The organism is Arthrobacter sp. NicSoilC5 (assembly GCF_019977395.1).
In the GTDB taxonomy this organism is placed as follows: Bacteria; Actinomycetota; Actinomycetes; order Actinomycetales; family Micrococcaceae; genus Arthrobacter.
This window is the reverse complement of record NZ_AP024660.1, coordinates 1066286-1083600: the sequence shown is the minus strand read 5'-3', so window position 1 is coordinate 1083600 and position 17315 is coordinate 1066286. Positions and strand designations below refer to the sequence as shown.

Annotated in this window: 20 protein-coding genes and 1 tRNA gene; 9 read left to right on the top strand and 12 right to left on the bottom strand. The window is 66.3% G+C overall.

From position 1 onward, the window contains the following. Window positions 1-107 precede the first annotated feature (107 nt). The 6 genes from LDO22_RS05030 to LDO22_RS05005 are packed head-to-tail and all read right to left on the bottom strand — an operon-like array spanning window position 108 to window position 3218. The gene (locus LDO22_RS05030) at window positions 108-497 is read right to left on the bottom strand and encodes a hypothetical protein (protein ID WP_224026325.1); all 390 of its coding nucleotides are present in this window, start codon (window positions 495-497) and stop codon (window positions 108-110) included. After that, a complete protein-coding gene (locus LDO22_RS05025; protein ID WP_224026324.1) occupies window positions 490-1839 on the bottom strand; it encodes a ParB/RepB/Spo0J family partition protein in 1350 nt (449 codons plus the stop codon). Before LDO22_RS05025 ends, LDO22_RS05030 begins: the two co-directional genes overlap by 8 nt. After that, the gene (locus tag LDO22_RS05020; protein WP_224026323.1) at window positions 1836-2222 is read right to left on the bottom strand and encodes a hypothetical protein; all 387 of its coding nucleotides are present in this window, start codon (window positions 2220-2222) and stop codon (window positions 1836-1838) included. Before LDO22_RS05020 ends, LDO22_RS05025 begins: the two co-directional genes overlap by 4 nt. Beyond that, window positions 2219-2422 (bottom strand): hypothetical protein, encoded by a 204-nt coding sequence (locus tag LDO22_RS05015; RefSeq protein ID WP_224026322.1) that lies wholly within the window; start codon window positions 2420-2422, stop codon window positions 2219-2221. The genes LDO22_RS05020 and LDO22_RS05015 overlap by 4 nt, the downstream gene beginning before the upstream one ends. Then, entirely contained in the window at window positions 2419-2658 is a 240-nt protein-coding gene (locus tag LDO22_RS05010; RefSeq protein ID WP_224026321.1) for a hypothetical protein, read from the bottom strand. Before LDO22_RS05010 ends, LDO22_RS05015 begins: the two co-directional genes overlap by 4 nt. Continuing rightward, window positions 2655-3218 (bottom strand): hypothetical protein, encoded by a 564-nt coding sequence (locus LDO22_RS05005; protein ID WP_224026320.1) that lies wholly within the window; start codon window positions 3216-3218, stop codon window positions 2655-2657. The genes LDO22_RS05010 and LDO22_RS05005 overlap by 4 nt, the downstream gene beginning before the upstream one ends. A gap of 459 nt (window positions 3219-3677) precedes the next feature. On the opposite strand from LDO22_RS05005, the gene LDO22_RS05000 reads away from it, so the two are divergent. The 4 genes from LDO22_RS05000 (at window position 3678) to ettA (ending at window position 7310) form a co-directional block, all read left to right on the top strand. Beyond that, window positions 3678-3998, top strand: a complete 321-nt coding sequence (locus LDO22_RS05000) for a helix-turn-helix transcriptional regulator (protein ID WP_224026319.1) — start codon at window positions 3678-3680, stop codon at window positions 3996-3998. Between the two features lie 242 nt (window positions 3999-4240). After that, complete coding sequence (locus LDO22_RS04995; protein WP_159631781.1) at window positions 4241-4792, top strand: single-stranded DNA-binding protein; 552 nt, start codon at window positions 4241-4243, stop codon at window positions 4790-4792. A 186-nt stretch (window positions 4793-4978) separates the two neighbouring features. Continuing rightward, window positions 4979-5566 carry a hypothetical protein gene (locus LDO22_RS04990; RefSeq protein WP_224026318.1) on the top strand — a complete coding sequence of 196 codons (588 nt, stop codon included), beginning with the start codon at window positions 4979-4981 and terminating at the stop codon, window positions 5564-5566. Between the two features lie 61 nt (window positions 5567-5627). Next, window positions 5628-7310, top strand: a complete 1683-nt coding sequence (ettA, locus tag LDO22_RS04985) for an energy-dependent translational throttle protein EttA (protein ID WP_159631783.1) — start codon at window positions 5628-5630, stop codon at window positions 7308-7310. Window positions 7311-7436: 126 nt separating this feature from the next. On the opposite strand, the gene LDO22_RS04980 is transcribed toward ettA, so the two are convergent. After that, window positions 7437-8357 carry an acyl-CoA thioesterase II gene (locus LDO22_RS04980; RefSeq protein ID WP_224026317.1) on the bottom strand — a complete coding sequence of 307 codons (921 nt, stop codon included), beginning with the start codon at window positions 8355-8357 and terminating at the stop codon, window positions 7437-7439. A 64-nt stretch (window positions 8358-8421) separates the two neighbouring features. Here LDO22_RS04980 and LDO22_RS04975 point away from each other — a divergent pair, with 64 nt between their 5' ends. Continuing rightward, window positions 8422-9081, top strand: coding sequence for a hypothetical protein (locus tag LDO22_RS04975; protein WP_224026316.1), 660 nt, complete (start codon window positions 8422-8424; stop codon window positions 9079-9081). Window positions 9082-9114: 33 nt separating this feature from the next. Here LDO22_RS04975 and LDO22_RS04970 read toward each other — a convergent pair whose 3' ends face one another. Both LDO22_RS04970 and LDO22_RS04965 read right to left on the bottom strand, forming a co-directional pair. Next, complete coding sequence (locus LDO22_RS04970) at window positions 9115-9573, bottom strand: globin (protein WP_275180260.1); 459 nt, start codon at window positions 9571-9573, stop codon at window positions 9115-9117. 1 nt (window position 9574) lies between these two features. Next, window positions 9575-10258 carry a mechanosensitive ion channel domain-containing protein gene (locus LDO22_RS04965; protein ID WP_159631787.1) on the bottom strand — a complete coding sequence of 228 codons (684 nt, stop codon included), beginning with the start codon at window positions 10256-10258 and terminating at the stop codon, window positions 9575-9577. A gap of 66 nt (window positions 10259-10324) precedes the next feature. Between LDO22_RS04965 and LDO22_RS04960 the strand changes: the two genes are divergently transcribed. Next, window positions 10325-11323: an NAD-dependent epimerase/dehydratase family protein gene (locus LDO22_RS04960; protein ID WP_224026315.1), complete on the top strand. Its 999-nt coding sequence runs from the start codon at window positions 10325-10327 to the stop codon at window positions 11321-11323. Here LDO22_RS04960 and LDO22_RS04955 read toward each other — a convergent pair. Together LDO22_RS04955 and pepN are read right to left on the bottom strand one after the other, a co-directional pair. After that, window positions 11320-11793, bottom strand: a complete 474-nt coding sequence (locus tag LDO22_RS04955; protein WP_224026314.1) for an OsmC family protein — start codon at window positions 11791-11793, stop codon at window positions 11320-11322. The two genes, LDO22_RS04960 and LDO22_RS04955, sit on opposite strands and share 4 nt — an antisense overlap. Beyond that, a complete protein-coding gene (gene pepN / locus LDO22_RS04950) occupies window positions 11790-14351 on the bottom strand; it encodes an aminopeptidase N (RefSeq protein WP_224026313.1) in 2562 nt (853 codons plus the stop codon). Before pepN ends, LDO22_RS04955 begins: the two co-directional genes overlap by 4 nt. Window positions 14352-14523: 172 nt before the next feature. On the opposite strand from pepN, the gene LDO22_RS04945 reads away from it, so the two are divergent. From LDO22_RS04945 to LDO22_RS04935, 3 genes are all read left to right on the top strand, one after another. Then, a complete protein-coding gene (locus LDO22_RS04945) occupies window positions 14524-15558 on the top strand; it encodes a hypothetical protein (RefSeq protein WP_224026312.1) in 1035 nt (344 codons plus the stop codon). A 70-nt stretch (window positions 15559-15628) separates the two neighbouring features. Continuing rightward, window positions 15629-16123, top strand: coding sequence for a ribose-5-phosphate isomerase (locus LDO22_RS04940; RefSeq protein WP_159631792.1), 495 nt, complete (start codon window positions 15629-15631; stop codon window positions 16121-16123). Further along, window positions 16123-17082 carry a DNA-formamidopyrimidine glycosylase family protein gene (locus LDO22_RS04935; RefSeq protein WP_224026311.1) on the top strand — a complete coding sequence of 320 codons (960 nt, stop codon included), beginning with the start codon at window positions 16123-16125 and terminating at the stop codon, window positions 17080-17082. Before LDO22_RS04940 ends, LDO22_RS04935 begins: the two co-directional genes overlap by 1 nt. A 48-nt stretch (window positions 17083-17130) precedes the next feature. On the opposite strand, the gene LDO22_RS04930 is transcribed toward LDO22_RS04935, so the two are convergent. Then, window positions 17131-17204 (bottom strand) — tRNA-Gly (locus LDO22_RS04930). Between the last annotated feature and the right edge of the window lie 111 nt (window positions 17205-17315).

Genomic DNA, 17315 nt, shown 5'->3' with positions numbered 1-17315 from the left:
CTCCTTCCGTTAGGAGCAGCGGCATTCGCCGGTCTGCAAGTTGATCGGGGCGTTGCAGGATCCGCAGCGCTCCACTTTCTCGGGCCTTGTGGCCTCTACTTTGGGGCTCATACCTTGGCCCATCCGTTCAGGTTGGTGCCGGCTTGTCGGCAGGCTCCGATGGTCATCCAGCCGTAGTCGAAAGCATCCTCACGTCTCGGGAAGGCCGGCTCGTCAATGTGGTGCTGAATGCCCATGCCGTCCCAGAGCGTCAGGAGCCACTGGCCGTCCGCGGTGCGGCGGACGCCGGCACGCGGGAACTCGGCGTGGTCCACCAGGAATGGGTCCGAGGGCGTGGGAGCGGGGGCCTCGCTGAAAGCCTTCACGTGGTCCAGGACTACCTGCCGGGCCATCCACTGCTTGCCGATCGGGGCGAAGTCGTCCAGAACTTCGGGCCGGTAGCCGCAGCCGCAGACGTGCTCTTGGTCCGGGTTCTCGGTGAGGAAGTGGTTACTCATCGTCGGCGTCCTCGTCTTCCTGGTCTTCGGTTGCGGTTTCAGCGAGGCGGGCATCATGGGCCTGCTGGAAGTGGTCCAGTACTTCCTGCTCGACCGCGGACAGCTCGTAGTGGTAGACGCTGCCCAGGTCCTCGATCCAGCCTTTGGGGCCCCACGTGTGGCGGTAGTCGCCGGCGTCCCATGCCCAGAGCTTCAGCAGCTCGTCTTCCTGGGACCGCTCGGCCATGTGCAGGAGCAGCGCCATCTGCTCCACGGTCATCGCGGCGAGCGCGGCCTTGATGCCTTGGTGGTCGCTTTCGCTGTCCGGGTGGCGGCCGGTGATTTCTGCGAAGAGGTTGACGTGGGAGTGGAGATGGCGGACCAGGAGGCGGTAGAGGGCTTCGTCTGCGGCGCCTTCGGGTGGGTCGTTGATGACGCCTTTGAGGTGTTCGGCGCGTACGGCGTGGGCAATGTCCAGGGCGGCGGTGAGCTGAGCTTCGCGGCGCTTGGCTTCCTTCTCTTCGTCGGTCAGTTCCGGCGTTACCTTGGGTGCCTTGGCGGGCTTTTCGAACCACTCGATGTCGCCCCACATGCTGATGAATGCGCGGTGGCCGGCGGCGGCATGTTCTTCCATCGTGCGCGCAGCTTCGTGCTCGTAGAGCCGGTTCCACGGGCCCGAGTAGCGGTGCTCTTCGGGGATCAGTTCGATGCCAGCGGCCTCTAGCGCGGCCTTTGCATTGGCCACCTTCACCGGTGCGTTCCGGCGGCGGGTCTCCATCTCGACGGTGTAGTTCCAGTTCCGTCCCTCGGCGGCTGCCTCAAGGAGTTTGGCCGTGGCCTCTTCGTCGTCGGCAAAGTCCACAAGCACCAGCGCCTGGTCAACGTTCAGGGTCTGGTCTTCCAGCTTGCCCTTGGCGTCCCCGTTGAGCTTGGTCAGCAGCAGGCGCTTCCGGACGTGGCTCTGGGATCGGCCCGTGGCCTTGGCAACAGTCTTGACGTTGAAGCCGTCCCCGAAGTCCAGGATGGTCTGATAGGCCGTGGCCTCTTCCACCGGGGTCAGGTCCGCGCGCTGGGTGTTCTCCACAAGCATGGCCACCAGCTGCTTCGGCTCGGTGTCCAGGTCTTCGCGGATGACGCACGGCAGGGAATCGACGTTGGCGAGCTTCGCCGCGGCGTGCCGGCGGTGCCCGGCAATGATGGTGTACCCATCACCGGCGAGCGCGGGGGCGACGACGAGCGGCTGGAGGATGCCCTGCTCGGTGATGCTGTTCGCCAGGTCGGTGACGATACCTACGTCTTTGCGGACGTTCTTGGCGTGGATGACCAGCTGGTCGATGTGGAGTTCCTGGAAGGTCGCGTTCACAGTCCGGTGTCCTTCCGGGTGAAGGCCACCAGCGCTTCGTTGGCCGCATAGACCTCTTCGGCTGCCTGGTTCTCGACGTCCAGCGCCAGCTTGAGCGATTCCTCAGCCCTGACAGACTCTGCCTTGGCAATGGCCAGCTTCCGGTTGGCCACTGCGCTCTTGCGGGCCAGAGCGGTCAGCTCAACGTTGTCCACTGGTGACCATGCCGGGCGGCGAAGGTGAGCGTTCGGGGAGTAATGCTGCCGGGGCTGAATCAGATCCGCATGCTTTTCGCCGATGGCCGTCAAGAACGGCGGTTCAACGGCGGGCTGGACGATGGGGTCATTGATCTGGGCTTCATTGCCGAGGAACTGCTGTTCAGTCTCGACGGGCTGTTCGGTCATTTCGTGTGTCCTGTCTCAAGGATGAATCCGGCGGCGCCGGCCAGTAGGAGGGTGACGCCTGCAAGGTAGGCGGAGTTGATGACGGGGGCGGTCTCGGTGGAGGCGAGGAACAGCAGCGCGCCGATGACCAGGAACGGGAGGTAGAGGAAGATGCGGCGGCGATTCCGGCCGACCCGCACTGAAGGTGACTTCATGCTCATGGGTTGCTCCTGTGTTCGTGGATGGAGTAGCTGGCGCTGTGCCGGCCGTTGATGAGGATGTGCTGTGCGTGGACGTCCACCGCGATCTGCTGCGGCATCGGCCACTTGCTCCGGGCGTACGTGGCGATCTGGTCCGCCAGCTCCTTGTTGTCCCGGTAGTGCAGCTCGGCGCGGTCCTTGAACGGCGGCTTCCCCACGGGATGGACGACGGCGAAGCGCCGGATGCGGGTCTTCACGGGCCGACCGAGTAAGCGACGCGGCGGTCCAATGCCCGTTCCAGATTCCGCTGGACCTGGGCAACATCGGCGGGGCTAGGGTAAGCGTGGGCGGCAGCCGCAGGAGCCTGGGGGGTTAGCTCTGCGGCTGCCGCGTTGGGGCCTGCTGCCACCGCTGGGGGTTCGGTGACAGCAGGGGCATTGAGGGCGGCGAGCGCTGCGGCTTCGTCGCGGGTGTGGATGTGGTCCAGCTCGTCGCCGTAGCGGTCTACGGACTTCTCTACCTCGGCGGTGAGGTTGTGGACGTGCTTGTCCAGGTCTTCAAGGGAGGCGTTCAGGTGGTCCAGTACCTGGTCGGCGTTGCCGGTCCGGTCGAACTTCCGCATGGTGCGGATAGCGTCGGCTACCTGGATGGCCGAGTCGATGACGCGCTGGGCCAGCTGCTGCCGGCGGCGCTGCTCGGTGTACAGGTACTTGTCCGTCAGGCCGGCGGGCCCGCCCAGCTTCCGGTCTTCAACACCGAAGAACAGGTTCCGGGGCGGGTCCACTTCAAGGTTTTCCTGCGTGGCTGAGGGCACCATTGATAGACTCGATTCTGATTCGAGGGTCGGCAAAGCCGGCGTTTGGATTGGTTATGGGCGGTCCAGTGATTCTTTGGCGAGAGGTACTGGACCGCCTTTTTGTGTGCCGAGTGGCTAGGGGGTCTCGGCCGGCGGCTCAGCTGGCGCTGGCTTTAGGGCCTCGATGTCGCTGGGGTGGAACAGGTAAGCACCGCGAAGACCAGGAAGCTTCTGAGCGGGGCTGAGGTCGCCCCGTTCTACAAGCCGAATGATGGTCCGCCAGTTCTTGCCCGAGACCTTGGACGCTTGCGCCGTTGTGATCAGGCTGGGTGCGGTTTTTGGCATGTGTCAAAGATAGCGCACTGTTGGCATATGTCAAAGACTTGCATCAAGGAAGTATCAAGGCTTGTGTTTCGAATTACACGAAAACTTGTGTTTTGGAATGTAGACAAAGCTTTGTCTGTGACATAGCTTTGTCTCATGAGCACTCAACCGATGCACAGCCGAACCCCGGAATTTCAGCTGAAAGACCGGCTCCGCCTAGCGCGTGAACTGAAGAACTTTGAACAGGCAGACATAGCCGCGGAGTTGGGCATCAGTCGCGCTACGGTGTCGAACTACGAGCGTGGGGCAACAGCGCCAGGCAAGCTCGTTATCAATGCCTGGGCAGTCGTCTGCGATGTTGACGTGGAATGGCTGAAGACGGGGAAGGCCTGCGAGGCCCTCAACCCGACCGATCCCGGTGGAGGCGAAACCGCCCCAAAACCTAAGCTGGTCTCAGATCGCAAGCCTTTGGATTAGAAGGCCGCTGCTCTATCCCCTGAGCTACTGAGGCATCAGCTACCGGCCTGCAGGCCGGGCGCCTCAAAAAGTTTACATTGTCCGACATGGCGGCGGCGTCATCCGGCCTGCACTGTTCCTCCCCATGTGGCGTGGCGGGCCCTGTTGTCCACATACGGGAACCCGTGCCTCCTGCCCGCGGGCATCCGGGGCGATGCTGGTCATGCCTGCTACAGGCGCCACCATCCAGACAGGACGTAGACATGAGCGAAACGATTACCATCCGGGGCTTCGTTGCCACTGAGATCACAAGTTCCACCACGCCGGGAGGAGTGGCAACAGCCTCCTTCCGGCTCGGTTCCACCACGCGCCGCTTTGACCGGGAATCCAAAACGTGGGGCGACGGGCACACCAACTGGTTCACCGTGCAGGGCTACCGCAACCTCGCCGGGACCCTGGGCTGCAGCATCCGGAAAGGCCAGCCGGTCATCGTCGTGGGCAAGCTGAAGATCCGCACCTGGGAAAAGGAAGGCCGGGTCTACCACTCCACCATCATCGATGCCGAGGCCGTGGGGCACGACCTTACCTTCGGCTCGGCAAACTTCATCCGGACCGCTTCAAGGCCTGCGCTTTCCCTCGTGGAGCAGCCGCAGTCCCCGGAGGATGCCCCTGCCATGGACCCGGCCCTTGACGAACCGGAGGACCGTGAGGACGACCATCCCGGGGAGCTTGGCCATGCAGCGGTCGTCATCGAGGACAACGACGGCGGACTCGCTGCCCTTGACCTGGAAACCGGGGAACTCGCCGAAGTCTAGGAAACACGCATCAGCTGTCAACGTTCCCCGTTCAGTCCCGGGCGGACGGACCGGTGGCACCCCCCGCCGCCGGCCGTCCGCCCGCCTCCATCCCACCCCCGCCACCACGCGTCCGCACCGGCGCGCGGGTGGCCACTTGCAGCCGGCCATACCGGCCTGGCGTCCGGCGCATGGCACAATGACACCATGCGTCCCACCCCTCACCGCCGGCAGATAAACCGGGCCGGTGCAGCCCTGACATGTGCTGTCCTGGCCGCTCTCGTGTCGGGGTGTGCAGCCGGTCCCGCAGCGGACAATCCGCGGGTCGAGGGCAGCGGTGACGGATCGCTGAAGGCACCGGCAACGGCAACGGCAACGGCGGCGGCAACGGCGCCGGCGGCGCAGGAAGCTGCAGCCCAGGGTGCCAATCCAGCGGCCCCAGGCAGCGCCGCCGACGGGGAAACGTTGGCCAACACGTCAGCCGGTGCCAGCACCTCGGCCGCCGCGGCCACCGAAACCGTAAAGCGGACCGTAACCGACACCCTGGCCAAACTGGCAGCAGGAACACCCAAGCCGGCCACGGCCCAGGTCAGCGACGCCCTGACGGGAGCCGGCATCGCGCCGGCAGTGCTCCAGGTCTCGCAGAGCCGGACGCCCACCGGCCTGGAGGCGGACGCCATCGAGGCTGCCGTGCTGCAGGGCAAGGACTGCGTCATTGGACAGGTGCGCGAGGGTGCAGTGACCGTCACCGTCCTTCCGGTCCTGGCCAGCGGCAAGTGCTTCGTGGGTTCCTGATCCTGCTGACTTTCCGGCTGTAAATGTGAGATCTGCCCGCCAACCCACTAGATTTGAGACCATGGCGGAATTTATCTACACAATGACCAAGGCCCGTAAGGCCGTTGGCGAAAAACTCATTCTTGATGACGTAAGCATGTCCTTCTTCCCGGGCGCCAAGATTGGTGTTGTGGGCCCGAACGGTGCCGGTAAGTCCACCATCCTCAAGATCATGGCAGGGCTGGACACGCCCTCCAACGGTGAAGCCAGGCTCAGCCCCGGCTACAGCGTGGGCATCCTTCTCCAGGAACCGCCCCTCAACGAGGAAAAGACAGTCTTGGGCAACGTCCAGGAAGGCGTGGGCGAGATCTACGGCAAGATCCAGCGCTTCAACGAGATCTCCGAGGAAATGGCCAGCCCCGATGCTGACTACGACACCCTCCTCGAAGAAATGGGCAAGCTGCAGGAAGCCATCGATGCCGCCGACGCCTGGGACCTCGACTCCCAGCTGGAGCAGGCCATGGACGCCCTCCGCTGCCCGCCGGCCGATGCCGACGTCACCAACCTCTCCGGTGGTGAGCGCCGCCGCGTAGCCCTGTGCAAGCTCCTCCTGCAGAAGCCGGACCTGCTGCTCCTCGACGAGCCCACCAACCACCTGGACGCGGAAAGTGTCCTGTGGCTCGAGCAGCACCTTTCCAGCTACCCCGGCGCCGTCCTCGCCGTCACCCACGACCGTTACTTCCTGGACCACGTGGCGGAATGGATTGCCGAAGTGGACCGCGGCCACCTGTACCCGTACGAAGGCAACTACTCCACCTACCTGGAGAAGAAGCGCGCCCGCCTCGAGATCCAGGGCAAGAAGGATGCCAAGCAGGCCAAGCGCCTCGCCGAGGAACTCGAGTGGGTCCGCTCCAACGCCAAGGGCCGCCAGACCAAATCAAAGGCCCGCCTGGCCCGGTACGAGGAAATGGCCGCAGAAGCGGACCGCACCCGCAAGCTCGACTTCGAGGAAATCCAGATCCCGCCGGGACCGCGCCTGGGTGGCCTGGTCCTGGAGGCCAAGAACCTCCAAAAGGGCTTCGACGACCGTGTCCTGATCGACGGGCTCTCATTCAGCCTGCCGCGCAACGGCATCGTGGGTGTCATCGGTCCCAACGGTGTGGGCAAGTCCACGCTCTTCAAGACCATCGTGGGCCTGGAACCGCTCGACGGCGGCGAGCTGAAGATCGGTGACTCGGTCAAGATCTCCTACGCCGACCAGAGCCGCGGCGGCATCGACCCCAACAAGACCCTGTGGGAGGTCGTCTCCGACGGACTCGACTTCATCCAGGTGGGCAACGTCGAGATGCCGTCCCGTGCCTACGTGGCAGCCTTCGGGTTCAAGGGTCCGGACCAGCAGAAGAAGGCAGGCGTGCTCTCCGGCGGTGAGCGCAACCGCCTGAACCTGGCCCTGACCCTCAAGCAGGGCGGGAACCTGCTGCTCCTCGACGAACCCACCAACGACCTCGACGTCGAAACCCTCAGCAGCCTGGAGAACGCGCTGCTCGAGTTCCCCGGCTGCGCCGTGGTGGTCTCGCACGACCGGTGGTTCCTTGACCGGGTGGCCACGCACATCCTGGCCTACGAAGGTGACGACGAGAACCCCTCCAAGTGGTACTGGTTCGAGGGTAACTTCGAATCCTACGAGGAGAACAAGGTGGAGCGTCTGGGCCCGGACGCTGCCAAGCCGCACCGCGTCACCCACCGGCGCCTGACCCGCGACTAACAGCGCGGAACCGGGCCAAAAGCCTGACAGCACAAAAGAAGGCCGGCACCCCGACAATTTTCGGGGTGCCGGCCTTCTGCGTGCCTGCGGGGTCAGCGTGCCTGCACGGATGCGGTGCCTTCGACGTCAGGCGCCCGCGGGGTCGGTGGGAATGCGCACCATCCCCTCCTGCGCAACGGTGGCGACATGCTGGCCCCCGCGGTTGAAGATCTTGCCGGTTGCCAGGCCGCGCGCGCCGTGGGCGCTGGGGGATTCCTGGACGTAGAGCAGCCACTCATCAACCCGTGCGGGCCGGTGCCACCACATCGCGTGGTCCAGGCTGGCAACATTCATTCCAGGCGTGATCCAACTCAGTCCGTGCCGCCGAAGGATGGATTCAAGCAGCGTGTAGTCGCTGGCATAGGCCAGGGCGGCCCGGTGCAGGTTGGAGTCGTCCGGCATCGGCCCGAAGGTCTTCATCCAGACAGCGTTGCGGGCTTCCCGCGGGCCGGCCGCTGAAACGTACAGCGCCGGGTTGACGTGCCTGATGTCGAAGGGCCGCTCATACGCCCAGTGCCGTGCCACCGGATGATCGAACTTGCCCAGCAGGTCCGCCGTGCTGGGCAAAGAGTCGGGGTCCGGGATTCCTTCCGGCATAACAGACGAGTGCTCGACCCCTTCGTCCTCTCCCTGGAACGAGGCGATCATGGACAGGATGGGCACGCCGTCCTGGTAGGCGTGGACCCGCCTGGCCGAAAAAGACCGGCCGTCGCGCAGCCGCTGCACCCCGAAGGTGATGGGTTTGTTGGCGTCGCCGGGCCGCAGGAAATAGCCGTGCATGGAGTGGACGAACCGTTCGGGGTCAACTGTCCGGATCGATGCCACCAGCGACTGCGCCAGCACCTGCCCGCCGAATACCCTGTGGTGCGGCTGCTGCTGGGAGGGGCCCAGGAAAATATCCTCATCCGTGCGGGCGCCCTCAAGCTCACCAAGGTCCAGCAGTTCGATCAGCGATGAGGTGGGGTCGCCAGTGGGCGGCGCCAGCAGTCCGGCTTCGGCTTCAGTCATGGTCCGACTCTAGACGGCGGCCCGCAAACCACTCAACCGGAGTGCAGCCGGTAGTGTTCTAGATGTGTCTGAACTTCTCACCTCGTCCTTCCGTTTCGCAGACCCGCGGGATCTCGCCGACCTGAAGACCTTCGCCACCCGGGCCAAAGCCATTGATGACGGTGCCATCCGCCTGCAGGCCGCCGGCTCCGTCCTGGCCGCCTACGTGTGCGTCCTGCGGCCAAGGCTCCTGGGCGAATCCACCCCGACGATCCTGGGCCTGCGCACCATGGCACTGGCGGAACCGTCCGGAACGGATGTCACCGTTGCATTGTCATCCGTCCTGGACAGGCTGGCACGGGCAGGGGAGGGCGACGTCGAATTGCCGGTTCCACCCACCACCGTCACCGAGTCCTGGACCGGGGTAGGCGCCCCCCGGGGCGGATGGGAACTGTTGGGGTCCGTCAGCGATTCCCGCCTGCGGGCGGCAGCCGAGGCGGGCATCGCCGAGGTGGCCGGCATTGTGCCGGACAAACCGGGCGCACTCATCGTGAACAACGCACGGGCCGCGGTATGGGGGCGGGAACTGGACGACGCCGGCCTGCCCGCCGGCGCTGCCTTCGCCGCCTTCGCGCTGGGGTTCCTGGGCGACGGCGACCAGAAGCTCTACCGGGCCGGCCGCTGGTTCCGGCTTACCGGACCCCGCGGCCACGTCCTGGCGCGCACCGGCAGCGGCCTGCTCTAGGCCAGACCGCAGGGCGCCGGCCGGATAAGAGACTCAGGAACCGGAGGGGCTGTTCACCATGGACAGCGCGGCCCGCTCCATGTAGTCCCACAGTGTTCCCTCGTACAGCGGCGGCAACTCCAGGGCGTCCACGGCGGTGCGCATGTGGAACAGCCACCGGTCCTTTGCCTCCGGCGTGACCTTGAAGGGCATGTGGCGCATGCGCAGGCGCGGGTGGCCGCGCTCCTCGCCATACGTTGTGGGCCCGCCCCAGTACTGCTCAAGGAACATCAGGAAGCGGCGCTTCGCGGGCGCCAGGTCCTCTTCCGGATACATCGGCCGCAGCAGGGGATCGGTGGCCACTCCGTCGTAAAAGACGTCAATGAGCTTCACGAAGGTCTCGTGGCCGCCCACGGCGTCGTAGAAGCTGTCGGTGTAATCCGGCTTGCTGAAGGGATCATTCTGCATCAACTGGGGCCGCTGCCCGGGGCGCGGCTCAATGGGAAGCGACATGCTAGTCCCCGGCTTTCTGGTCAGTCTTCTTGGTCTCAACGTGCGCCGAGCCCTGGTCGGTGGTGCCGTCGTCGGACTCATGCAGTGGAACGTACCGTCCCTGCGACCGGTTGCCCACGCGCAGGATCTCGCCGTTGCGCAGGTACCAGATGGCGCCGTCGTCCGAGCGGACGCGGGTGATCCGCAGTCCCATGGACTCCACAACGCCCACCACTTCGCTGGTTTCGATCACATCACCGATCCCGTACTGGTCTTCAATGGTAATGAAGATCCCGGCCAGGAAGTCGCGAATCAGCTGCTGGGCGCCGAAGCCGATGGCCACACCGAGGATACCCACGCTGGTCAGCAGCGGGGCGATGTTGATGTCCAGGTTCTGCAGCACGTACATGCCGGTGATGATGACCACCAGCACGCCCACCACGCTGTTGAGCAGTGAACCGATGGTTTCGGCACGCTGGACCCGGCGTTCGTGGTCAAGGGCCCTAAAGGCCGGAGCAGCCCACCTGAACGTGGGCTTCTTGAAGAAATTGCTCCCCGACGCCACCCGCTTGGTGATGCGGGAAATGATGAACGTGGCCACGAGCCAGACGGCAACGCCGACGCCGAGGCTGATCACGATGCCTGGGAGGCTCACGCCACTCGGCTGGCTGGTGGCTGGGGGAAGGATGGACAACATGCTGACCATGGGTGGAAATAGCTCCTTGGGATATTGCGCTGTTCTCTTTCAACCCTAGCGCCGTAGCGTGGAGCAATGCGCATCCTCATCCTCGGCGGAACAGCCTTCCTCTCCCGGGAAATCGCCAGGCAGGCGGTGGCCGCGGGGCACCACGTCGCGTGCCTGGCCCGGGGAGTGTCCGGTGAGCCGCCGCCCGGCGCCGAGTGGGCCAGGGCGGACCGATCGGCGGGCCCGGCAGCGTACTCCGGCGCAGCCGGCACGTGGGACGCCGTGATCGAGGTTGCCCGGGACCCTGCACCTGCCCGGGACGCCCTTGCCGCCCTCGCTCCGAAGGCCGGCCACTGGACCTTCGTTTCCAGCTGCTCAGCCTATGCGGACCATTCCGTCCCCGGAGCGGCAGAGGACGCCGCGCTCCTGCCGGCGCTTGCCCCCGGAACTCCTTCCACCCCCGGGAACTACGGCGAGTCCAAAGTGGCCATCGAGCAGGCCACCCTGGACGCCACACGCGGCAGGGCCCACATCTGCCGCGCCGGCCTGGTCAGCGGCCCTGGCGACCCCACCGACCGCTACGGCTACTGGCCGGCCCGCTTTGACCGCAAACAGGGGCCGGTGCTGGTCCCGGACATCGGGCACCAGCCCACCCAGGTCATCGACGTCCGGGACCTGGCGGCGTGGATCCTGCGTGCAGCCGAACAGGGAACCACCGGCCCGCTGAACGCCAACGGAGACCAAGTGGCCTTCGCAGAGCTCACCAGCGCCTGCGGCGAACTCTCCACCGCCGGCACGCCCGCCACCGTCACCGCCGGTGAAGAATGGCTGGTGGCGCAGGGCGTTAACTACTGGTCAGGGCCCGATTCCCTTCCGCTCTGGCTCCCGCCCCATCACGAGGGCTTCATGGCCCGCAGCAACCAGGCAGCCAAGGCTGCGGGAATGGTGCTGCGGCCCTGGCAGGAAACCCTGGCCGACACCCTGGGAGATGAACGCGTCCGCGGGCTGGACCGGTCCCGGAAGGCCGGCCTGCAACCCGCCACGGAGCATCGGCTCGCCAAACTGCTCCAGGGCAGGGAAGCCTAGGCGGCCACCGTCACCGGTTGGTGCTCCACCGGGAAGTTCACGCTCCGGGCAATGAAACAGACCTGGTTGGCCTCATGGTGCAGCGAGGCGGCCAGTTCCGCCTGCGCGGCGTCGGCCACCGTCACGTGCGGGTGCAGGGTGACCCGCTCGAACTGGCCGCTGCCGTCCCGGTTGAGCCGCATCAGTCCGGTGGCCTCATCCCGGTAATCCGTGACCAGCACGCCGTGCTTCACCGCTACGTGCAGGTAGGACAGCATGTGGCACTGGGCCAGCGCAGCCAGGAGAAGCTGCTCCGGGTTGTACCGTTCCCGGTCTCCATGGAAGGTGGGATCTGCCGAGCCCTTGAGGACCGGCAGGCCCGGAACCAGCACGTCATGGTCCCGGGAGTAGCTCCGGTAGGACGACGTGCCGCCGCCCCGGTTGCCTGTCCACTGGACGGTCAGCGAGTACCGGTGTTCGTTGAGGCTCACGCCGGGCTGCCCTCCTGCAGGACATCGGCGGCTCGGGCACGCAGGGCGCGGGCCACGCCGTCGCGGTTCTCCAGCATCATCCGCCGCAGCGCAGCGCTTTCCGCCGGCAGCGACGCCAGGAAGGCGTCCGTCCGGTCGATGGTGGCCTGCGTGGTCAGCAGCGCCGGGTAGAGGCCGACGACGATCTGCTGGGCGAGTGCGTGCGTGCGGGTTGCCACGATGCCCGGCACAGCCGCGAAGTACAGCTCCGAGTACGGCTCCAGCAGCGAACGGTCCAGCACCCGCATGAAGCCGGTCACCGCCGATCCCTGCAGTGCGTTGGACAGTTCTCCCTTGACCACAATGGATTCCCAGGCCGCGGCCTTCGCCTCCGGGGTGGGGATGGCAGCCTTGGCCAGTGCGGCCGCGTTCTGGCCGCTGGAGGTGTTGTCCCGCTCCAGTTCGGCGTCGATGCCGTCCTGCGCCATCCGGCCGCCGGAAACTAGCGAGGCCACCAGCTCCCAGCGGAGGTCCTGGTCAACGCTCAGGCCTTCCAGGACCACGGACCCGTCCAGGAGGCCGGACACCCGGTCCAGCTGGGACGCGCTGCGGGCCAGCAGCGCGAAGGACTTGATGAACTGCAGCTGGCCGTCGGAGCCGCCGGGAACAGTCGAAGCCAGATCCCACAAACGGTCCACGGCCGCAACGGTGGTGGCTTCGCGGTGTTCCTCGGCCACGTAGAAGTTCAGGGTGGTGGCCAGCTGCCGCAGCTGGACCAGGATCACGGAAGAATCCGTCTCCGCAGCGACGTTGGCCAGGATCAATTCCACGTACTTCCGGGCCGGACTCTCACCGTCACGGGCAGCATCCCACGCGGAGTTCCAGACGAGGGTCCGCGGCAGGCTTGCAGCGAAGTCCTTCAGGTGCGCGGTGGCGGTGGCCAGGGACGCCGGGTCCAGCCGCACCTTGGCATAGGCAAGGTCGTCGTCGTTGATGAGGATCAGATCCGGCCGGGCCAGGCCGGCCAGCGCCGGCACCTCCGTGCGTTCGCCGTCGACGTCGAGTTCCTCGCGGTGCACCCGGGTGAGCTTGCCGGCGTCGTCCAGGTTGTAGAACCCCACGGCAAGGCGGTGCGGGCGGATGGTGGGCCACTCCGGAACCGCGGACTGCAGGATGGCAAAGGACCGCAGCTTTCCGTCGGAATCCACCTCCACCTCGGGAGCCAGCGTGTTCACTCCCGCGGTCTCCAGCCACTGCCGGCCCCAGCGGTCCAGGTCGCGGCCGCTGGCCTTCTCCAGCTCCACCAGCAGGTCCTGCAGCTCCGTGTTGTGCCAGGAGTGCTTGGCGAAGTACTCACGGACACCCGCCATGAACTGTTCCGGCCCAACCCAGGCCACCAGCTGCCGCAGCACCGAGGCGCCCTTGGCGTAGGTAATGCCGTCGAAGTTGACCTCAACATCCTGCAGGTCGTTGATCTCCGCGAATATCGGGTGCGTGGTGGGCAGCTGGTCCTGCCGGTACGCCCAGGACTTTTCCACGGAGGCGAAGGTGGTCCAGGCGCTGGTGAAGGACGTGGCCTCCACCGCCGCCAGGTGGGACATGTACTCGGCGAAGGACTCGTTGAGCCACAGGTCGTTCCACCACCGCATGGTCACCAGGTCCCCGAACCACATGTGCGCCAGTTCGTGGAGCACAGTGATGGCGCGCCGCTCGATCTGGGCGCCAGTGACCTTGCTGCGGAACACGTAGCCTTCCAGGATGGTCACCGCTCCGGCGTTCTCCATGGCCCCGGCGTTGAACTCGGGAACGAACAGCTGGTCGTACTTCTCAAACGGGTAGGGGCAGCCGAACTGTGCTTCGAAGAACCCGAAGCCCTGCCGCGTGAGCTCGAAGATGTTGTCCGCATCGAGGTACTGCATCAGGGATTTGCGCGCGAAGACGCCCAGCGGGATGACCCGCCCGTCTGAGCTGGTGACCTCGCTGCGCACAGACTCGTACGGGCCCGCGATCAGGGCGGTGACGTAGGAGGACAGCCGGGGCGTTGGTGCGAAGGTCCACACGGACCGGGCGCCGTCGCCGGCCTCCACGGGAGCAGGTGTGGGGGAGTTGGAAATGACATCCCAGTGGGACGGCGCGGTGACGGTGAAGGCGAACGTTGCCTTCAGGTCCGGCTGCTCGAAGACGGTGAACATCCTGCGGGAATCGGGAACCTCGAACTGGGTGTACAGGTAGACCTCGTTGTCCACCGGGTCCACGAACCGGTGCAGCCCTTCGCCGGTGTTCATGTAGGGCATGTCCGCCACGACCGTCAGCTCGTTGTGCTCGGCCAGGTCCGGCAGCTGGATCCGCACGCCGTCGGCCACGGTGGCCGGATCAAGGGACCGGCCGTTGAGGGTCACGCTGTGCACGGTGCGGGTGACGGCATCGATGAAGCTGGCCGACCCCGGCGCCGCCGTGAATTTCACGGTGGTGGTGCTGCCGAAGACCTCTCCGCCGCGGGTCAGGTCCAGGCTGACATCGTAGGACTCGACGGTGATCAGTTCGGCGCGCTCACGGGCTTCGGCGCGCGTCAGGTTCATGCCTGGCAAAAGAGGGCCTCCAGAGAAGTTTCGGCTGCCGGCCGGTGGTCCCGGTTCCGGCACTGTCATGCATTCTTTCATCCCTGGGGTCCTTGGCAAGTTGCGCAGCTCACAGCCGCCTCCGCCCGGGCGGGGCGCTTGGCCGGGCAGCCACAGGGGTAGCGTTAAATGCATGGGAAAGCTGCTGGATTCGGTGGACACCAAGGCACTGCGCTTCGCCGTCGGGTTCCCCGTCGTCCTGGCCGCCGCCTTTGCCTACTGCGCGTCGCTGCTGCGCCCGGACCTTCCGGAGCCGGTCGCCATCCGCTGGACGGACGGCGGCGGGGCCGACTTCGCGCCCTTCGGCGCCTACGTGGGGGTTGGCGCCGCCGGAATTGTCCTTGCCGGCTGGCTGGTCCTGCTCCAGGCCGTGCCCCTTGGACGGCCGGTCATGATGCGGCGGATCATGATGGGTGCCGGACTCTTCCTCAGCCTGTTCATCACCTCCGCCCTTGCCGCGGGCCTGATCGGCCAGACCGGGCTGGCCGACGCCCGGCAGTCACATGTGGACATGACGGTGCTGGCCCTTGGCAGCGGTGCCGCGGTATCGCTCGGGGTGACCATGGCCATGGTCTACAAAGCTGACCGGCAATGGTCGCCGGATGATGACAGGGCGCTTCAGGTCGCCATCGCCAAGGAACTTGACCCCGACCTTGCCCGGGACAGCATCAGGCTCTGGGTCCACGCCCGCAGTTCCGTCTTCGTCATGATCGCCATCGCCTCCCTGTTCCCGGCGGCCCTCATCGCCGTCGTGGTGCCCTGGCTGGGGATCCTGCTCGTGGTCCTGGCCCTGGTGGGGACAGCGTTCCTGTTCGCCCGCATCAGGGCGGACCGGCGCGGACTCAAGGTCCTGCTGGCCGGGGTGGTGCCGGTCATGGACGTGCCTGCCGGGGCCATTTCCGACGCCAGTGCCGCAGAGGTGAAGGCCGCGGACTACGGCGGGTGGGGCTACCGGCACCACCACGGAACCGCAGCCATGCTGGTCAGCAGCGGCCCCGCCGTCGTCGTCAGCAAGACCGACGGCCAGCGCCTTGCCGTCAGCGGCGGCAGCCAGGCCTCGGCCGCGCGGCTTGCCGAAGTCCTGACGCGGGTGGCCGCCAGGGCCCGCCGCGGGGGTGGAACGCCGCCACAGACGGAAGGCCAGAGCCCCGACCCCGGGCTGCCCTAGTATCCTTATCCGTGTCGTTCCGGCCCCCGCCCGGTGGCCGCCAGCTCCCACAACCGAACGGACTTAGCACGTGACCACTACCCCTGCCTACCCGCGGGTCCATATCGCCACCGACCATGCAGGCATGGAGCTCAGCGCCCACCTGGTGTCCCACCTGACCGGGAAGGGATACGAGGTGGTTGACCATGGCCCCAAGGTCTACGACGCCCAGGACGACTACCCCTCGTTCTGCATCAACGCGGCACTCGCCGTGGTGGCTGACCGGGAGGCCGGTGTCCATGCCCTGGGCATCGTGCTGGGCGGCTCCGGCAACGGCGAACAGATTGCCGCCAACAAGGTGAGGGGCATCCGCGCCGCCCTCGCCTGGAACCTTTCCACGGCCACCCTTGCCCGCGAGCACAATGACGCCAACGTGGTGGCCCTGGGCGGCCGCCAGCACACGGTGGAGGAAGCCACCGAGCTGGTCGAGGCATTCCTGGCCGAGCCCTTCAGCAACGATGAACGCCACATCCGCAGGATCGAAAAGATCGCTGTTTTTGAGGCCACCGGCGAGGTCATCGAGTAGTGCCCGAGGGCCATTCCGTCCGCAGGCTCGCCCGCCAGTTCGGCGACGTATTCCTCGGCGAGGCACTGGCTGTGTCCAGCCCCCAGGGCAGGTTCAGCGGGGGAGCGGCGCTGCTGGACGGCCACACCATGGTCGCTGCCGAGGCTCACGGCAAGCACTTGTTCCTGCACTTCGACAACTCGCTGGCGCTGCACGTCCACCTTGGCCTGTACGGGGCCTGGAGCTTCGGTGGTGACAGCACCTTCGCCGGCGCGTCAAGCATCGGTGCGCCGCGGCGGGTAGGGGAGCAGGAGGCGTTCTCCGACGGGGACGACGACGGCGGCGCGCCCTACGCAGGTCCGCCGGCGCCCGTCGGGGCCGTCCGGGTCCGGCTCGCCGGCAGCCACGGCTGGGCGGACCTTCGCGGGGCCACCACCTGCGAGACCATCACCGCAGCAGAGGCCGACGCCGTCCTGGCGCGGCTGGGGCCGGATCCGTTGCGGAACCTTCGCGGGGACGCCGGGCGGTTCGCCGCCAATGTCCGGACCCGGAAGACCCCGCTGGCGGCCCTGCTCATGGACCAGAAAGTGATTGCCGGCGTCGGGAACGTCTACCGTGCCGAAGTGCTGTTCCGCCGCCGCCTCGATCCCTTGCTGCCCGGCACCGCGCTGCCGGACAACGACGCCCGCAGGCTGTGGCGCGACATCGTCGCCGTCATGAACGACGGCGTGGCCGATGGGCGGATCATCACCACCCCGCCCAAATACTGGGCGCTCGATGGCACCACGGCCGCCAAGGCGGCCGCGGCAGGGGAACCGGTGCCGCCCAGGAGCGCACATTTCCCGCACCGCGACGACGTCCACTTTGTCTATAAAAGGCACGGGCTGCCCTGCAGGGTGTGCCGCACCATCGTGCTCATGGCCGACCTTGCCGGCCGGAACCTCTACTGGTGCCCTTACTGCCAGCAGCCGCAGGCGTAAAAAACAAACGCAAAAAGGCCCCTCGATCGAGGGGCCTTTTTGTTGTCCTGGAGGGGACGACGGGAATCGAACCCGCGTAATCAGTTTGGAAGACTGAGGCTTTACCATTAAGCTACGTCCCCGAAGGAAGATCCGATTTCCAGCGGAAACTCCGGGCTGGCTGTTCAAGCCGGATACAACTAAACCTAATCCATGGCCTACGTGTCAAATGTGCAATCGCGACGCGTATCACC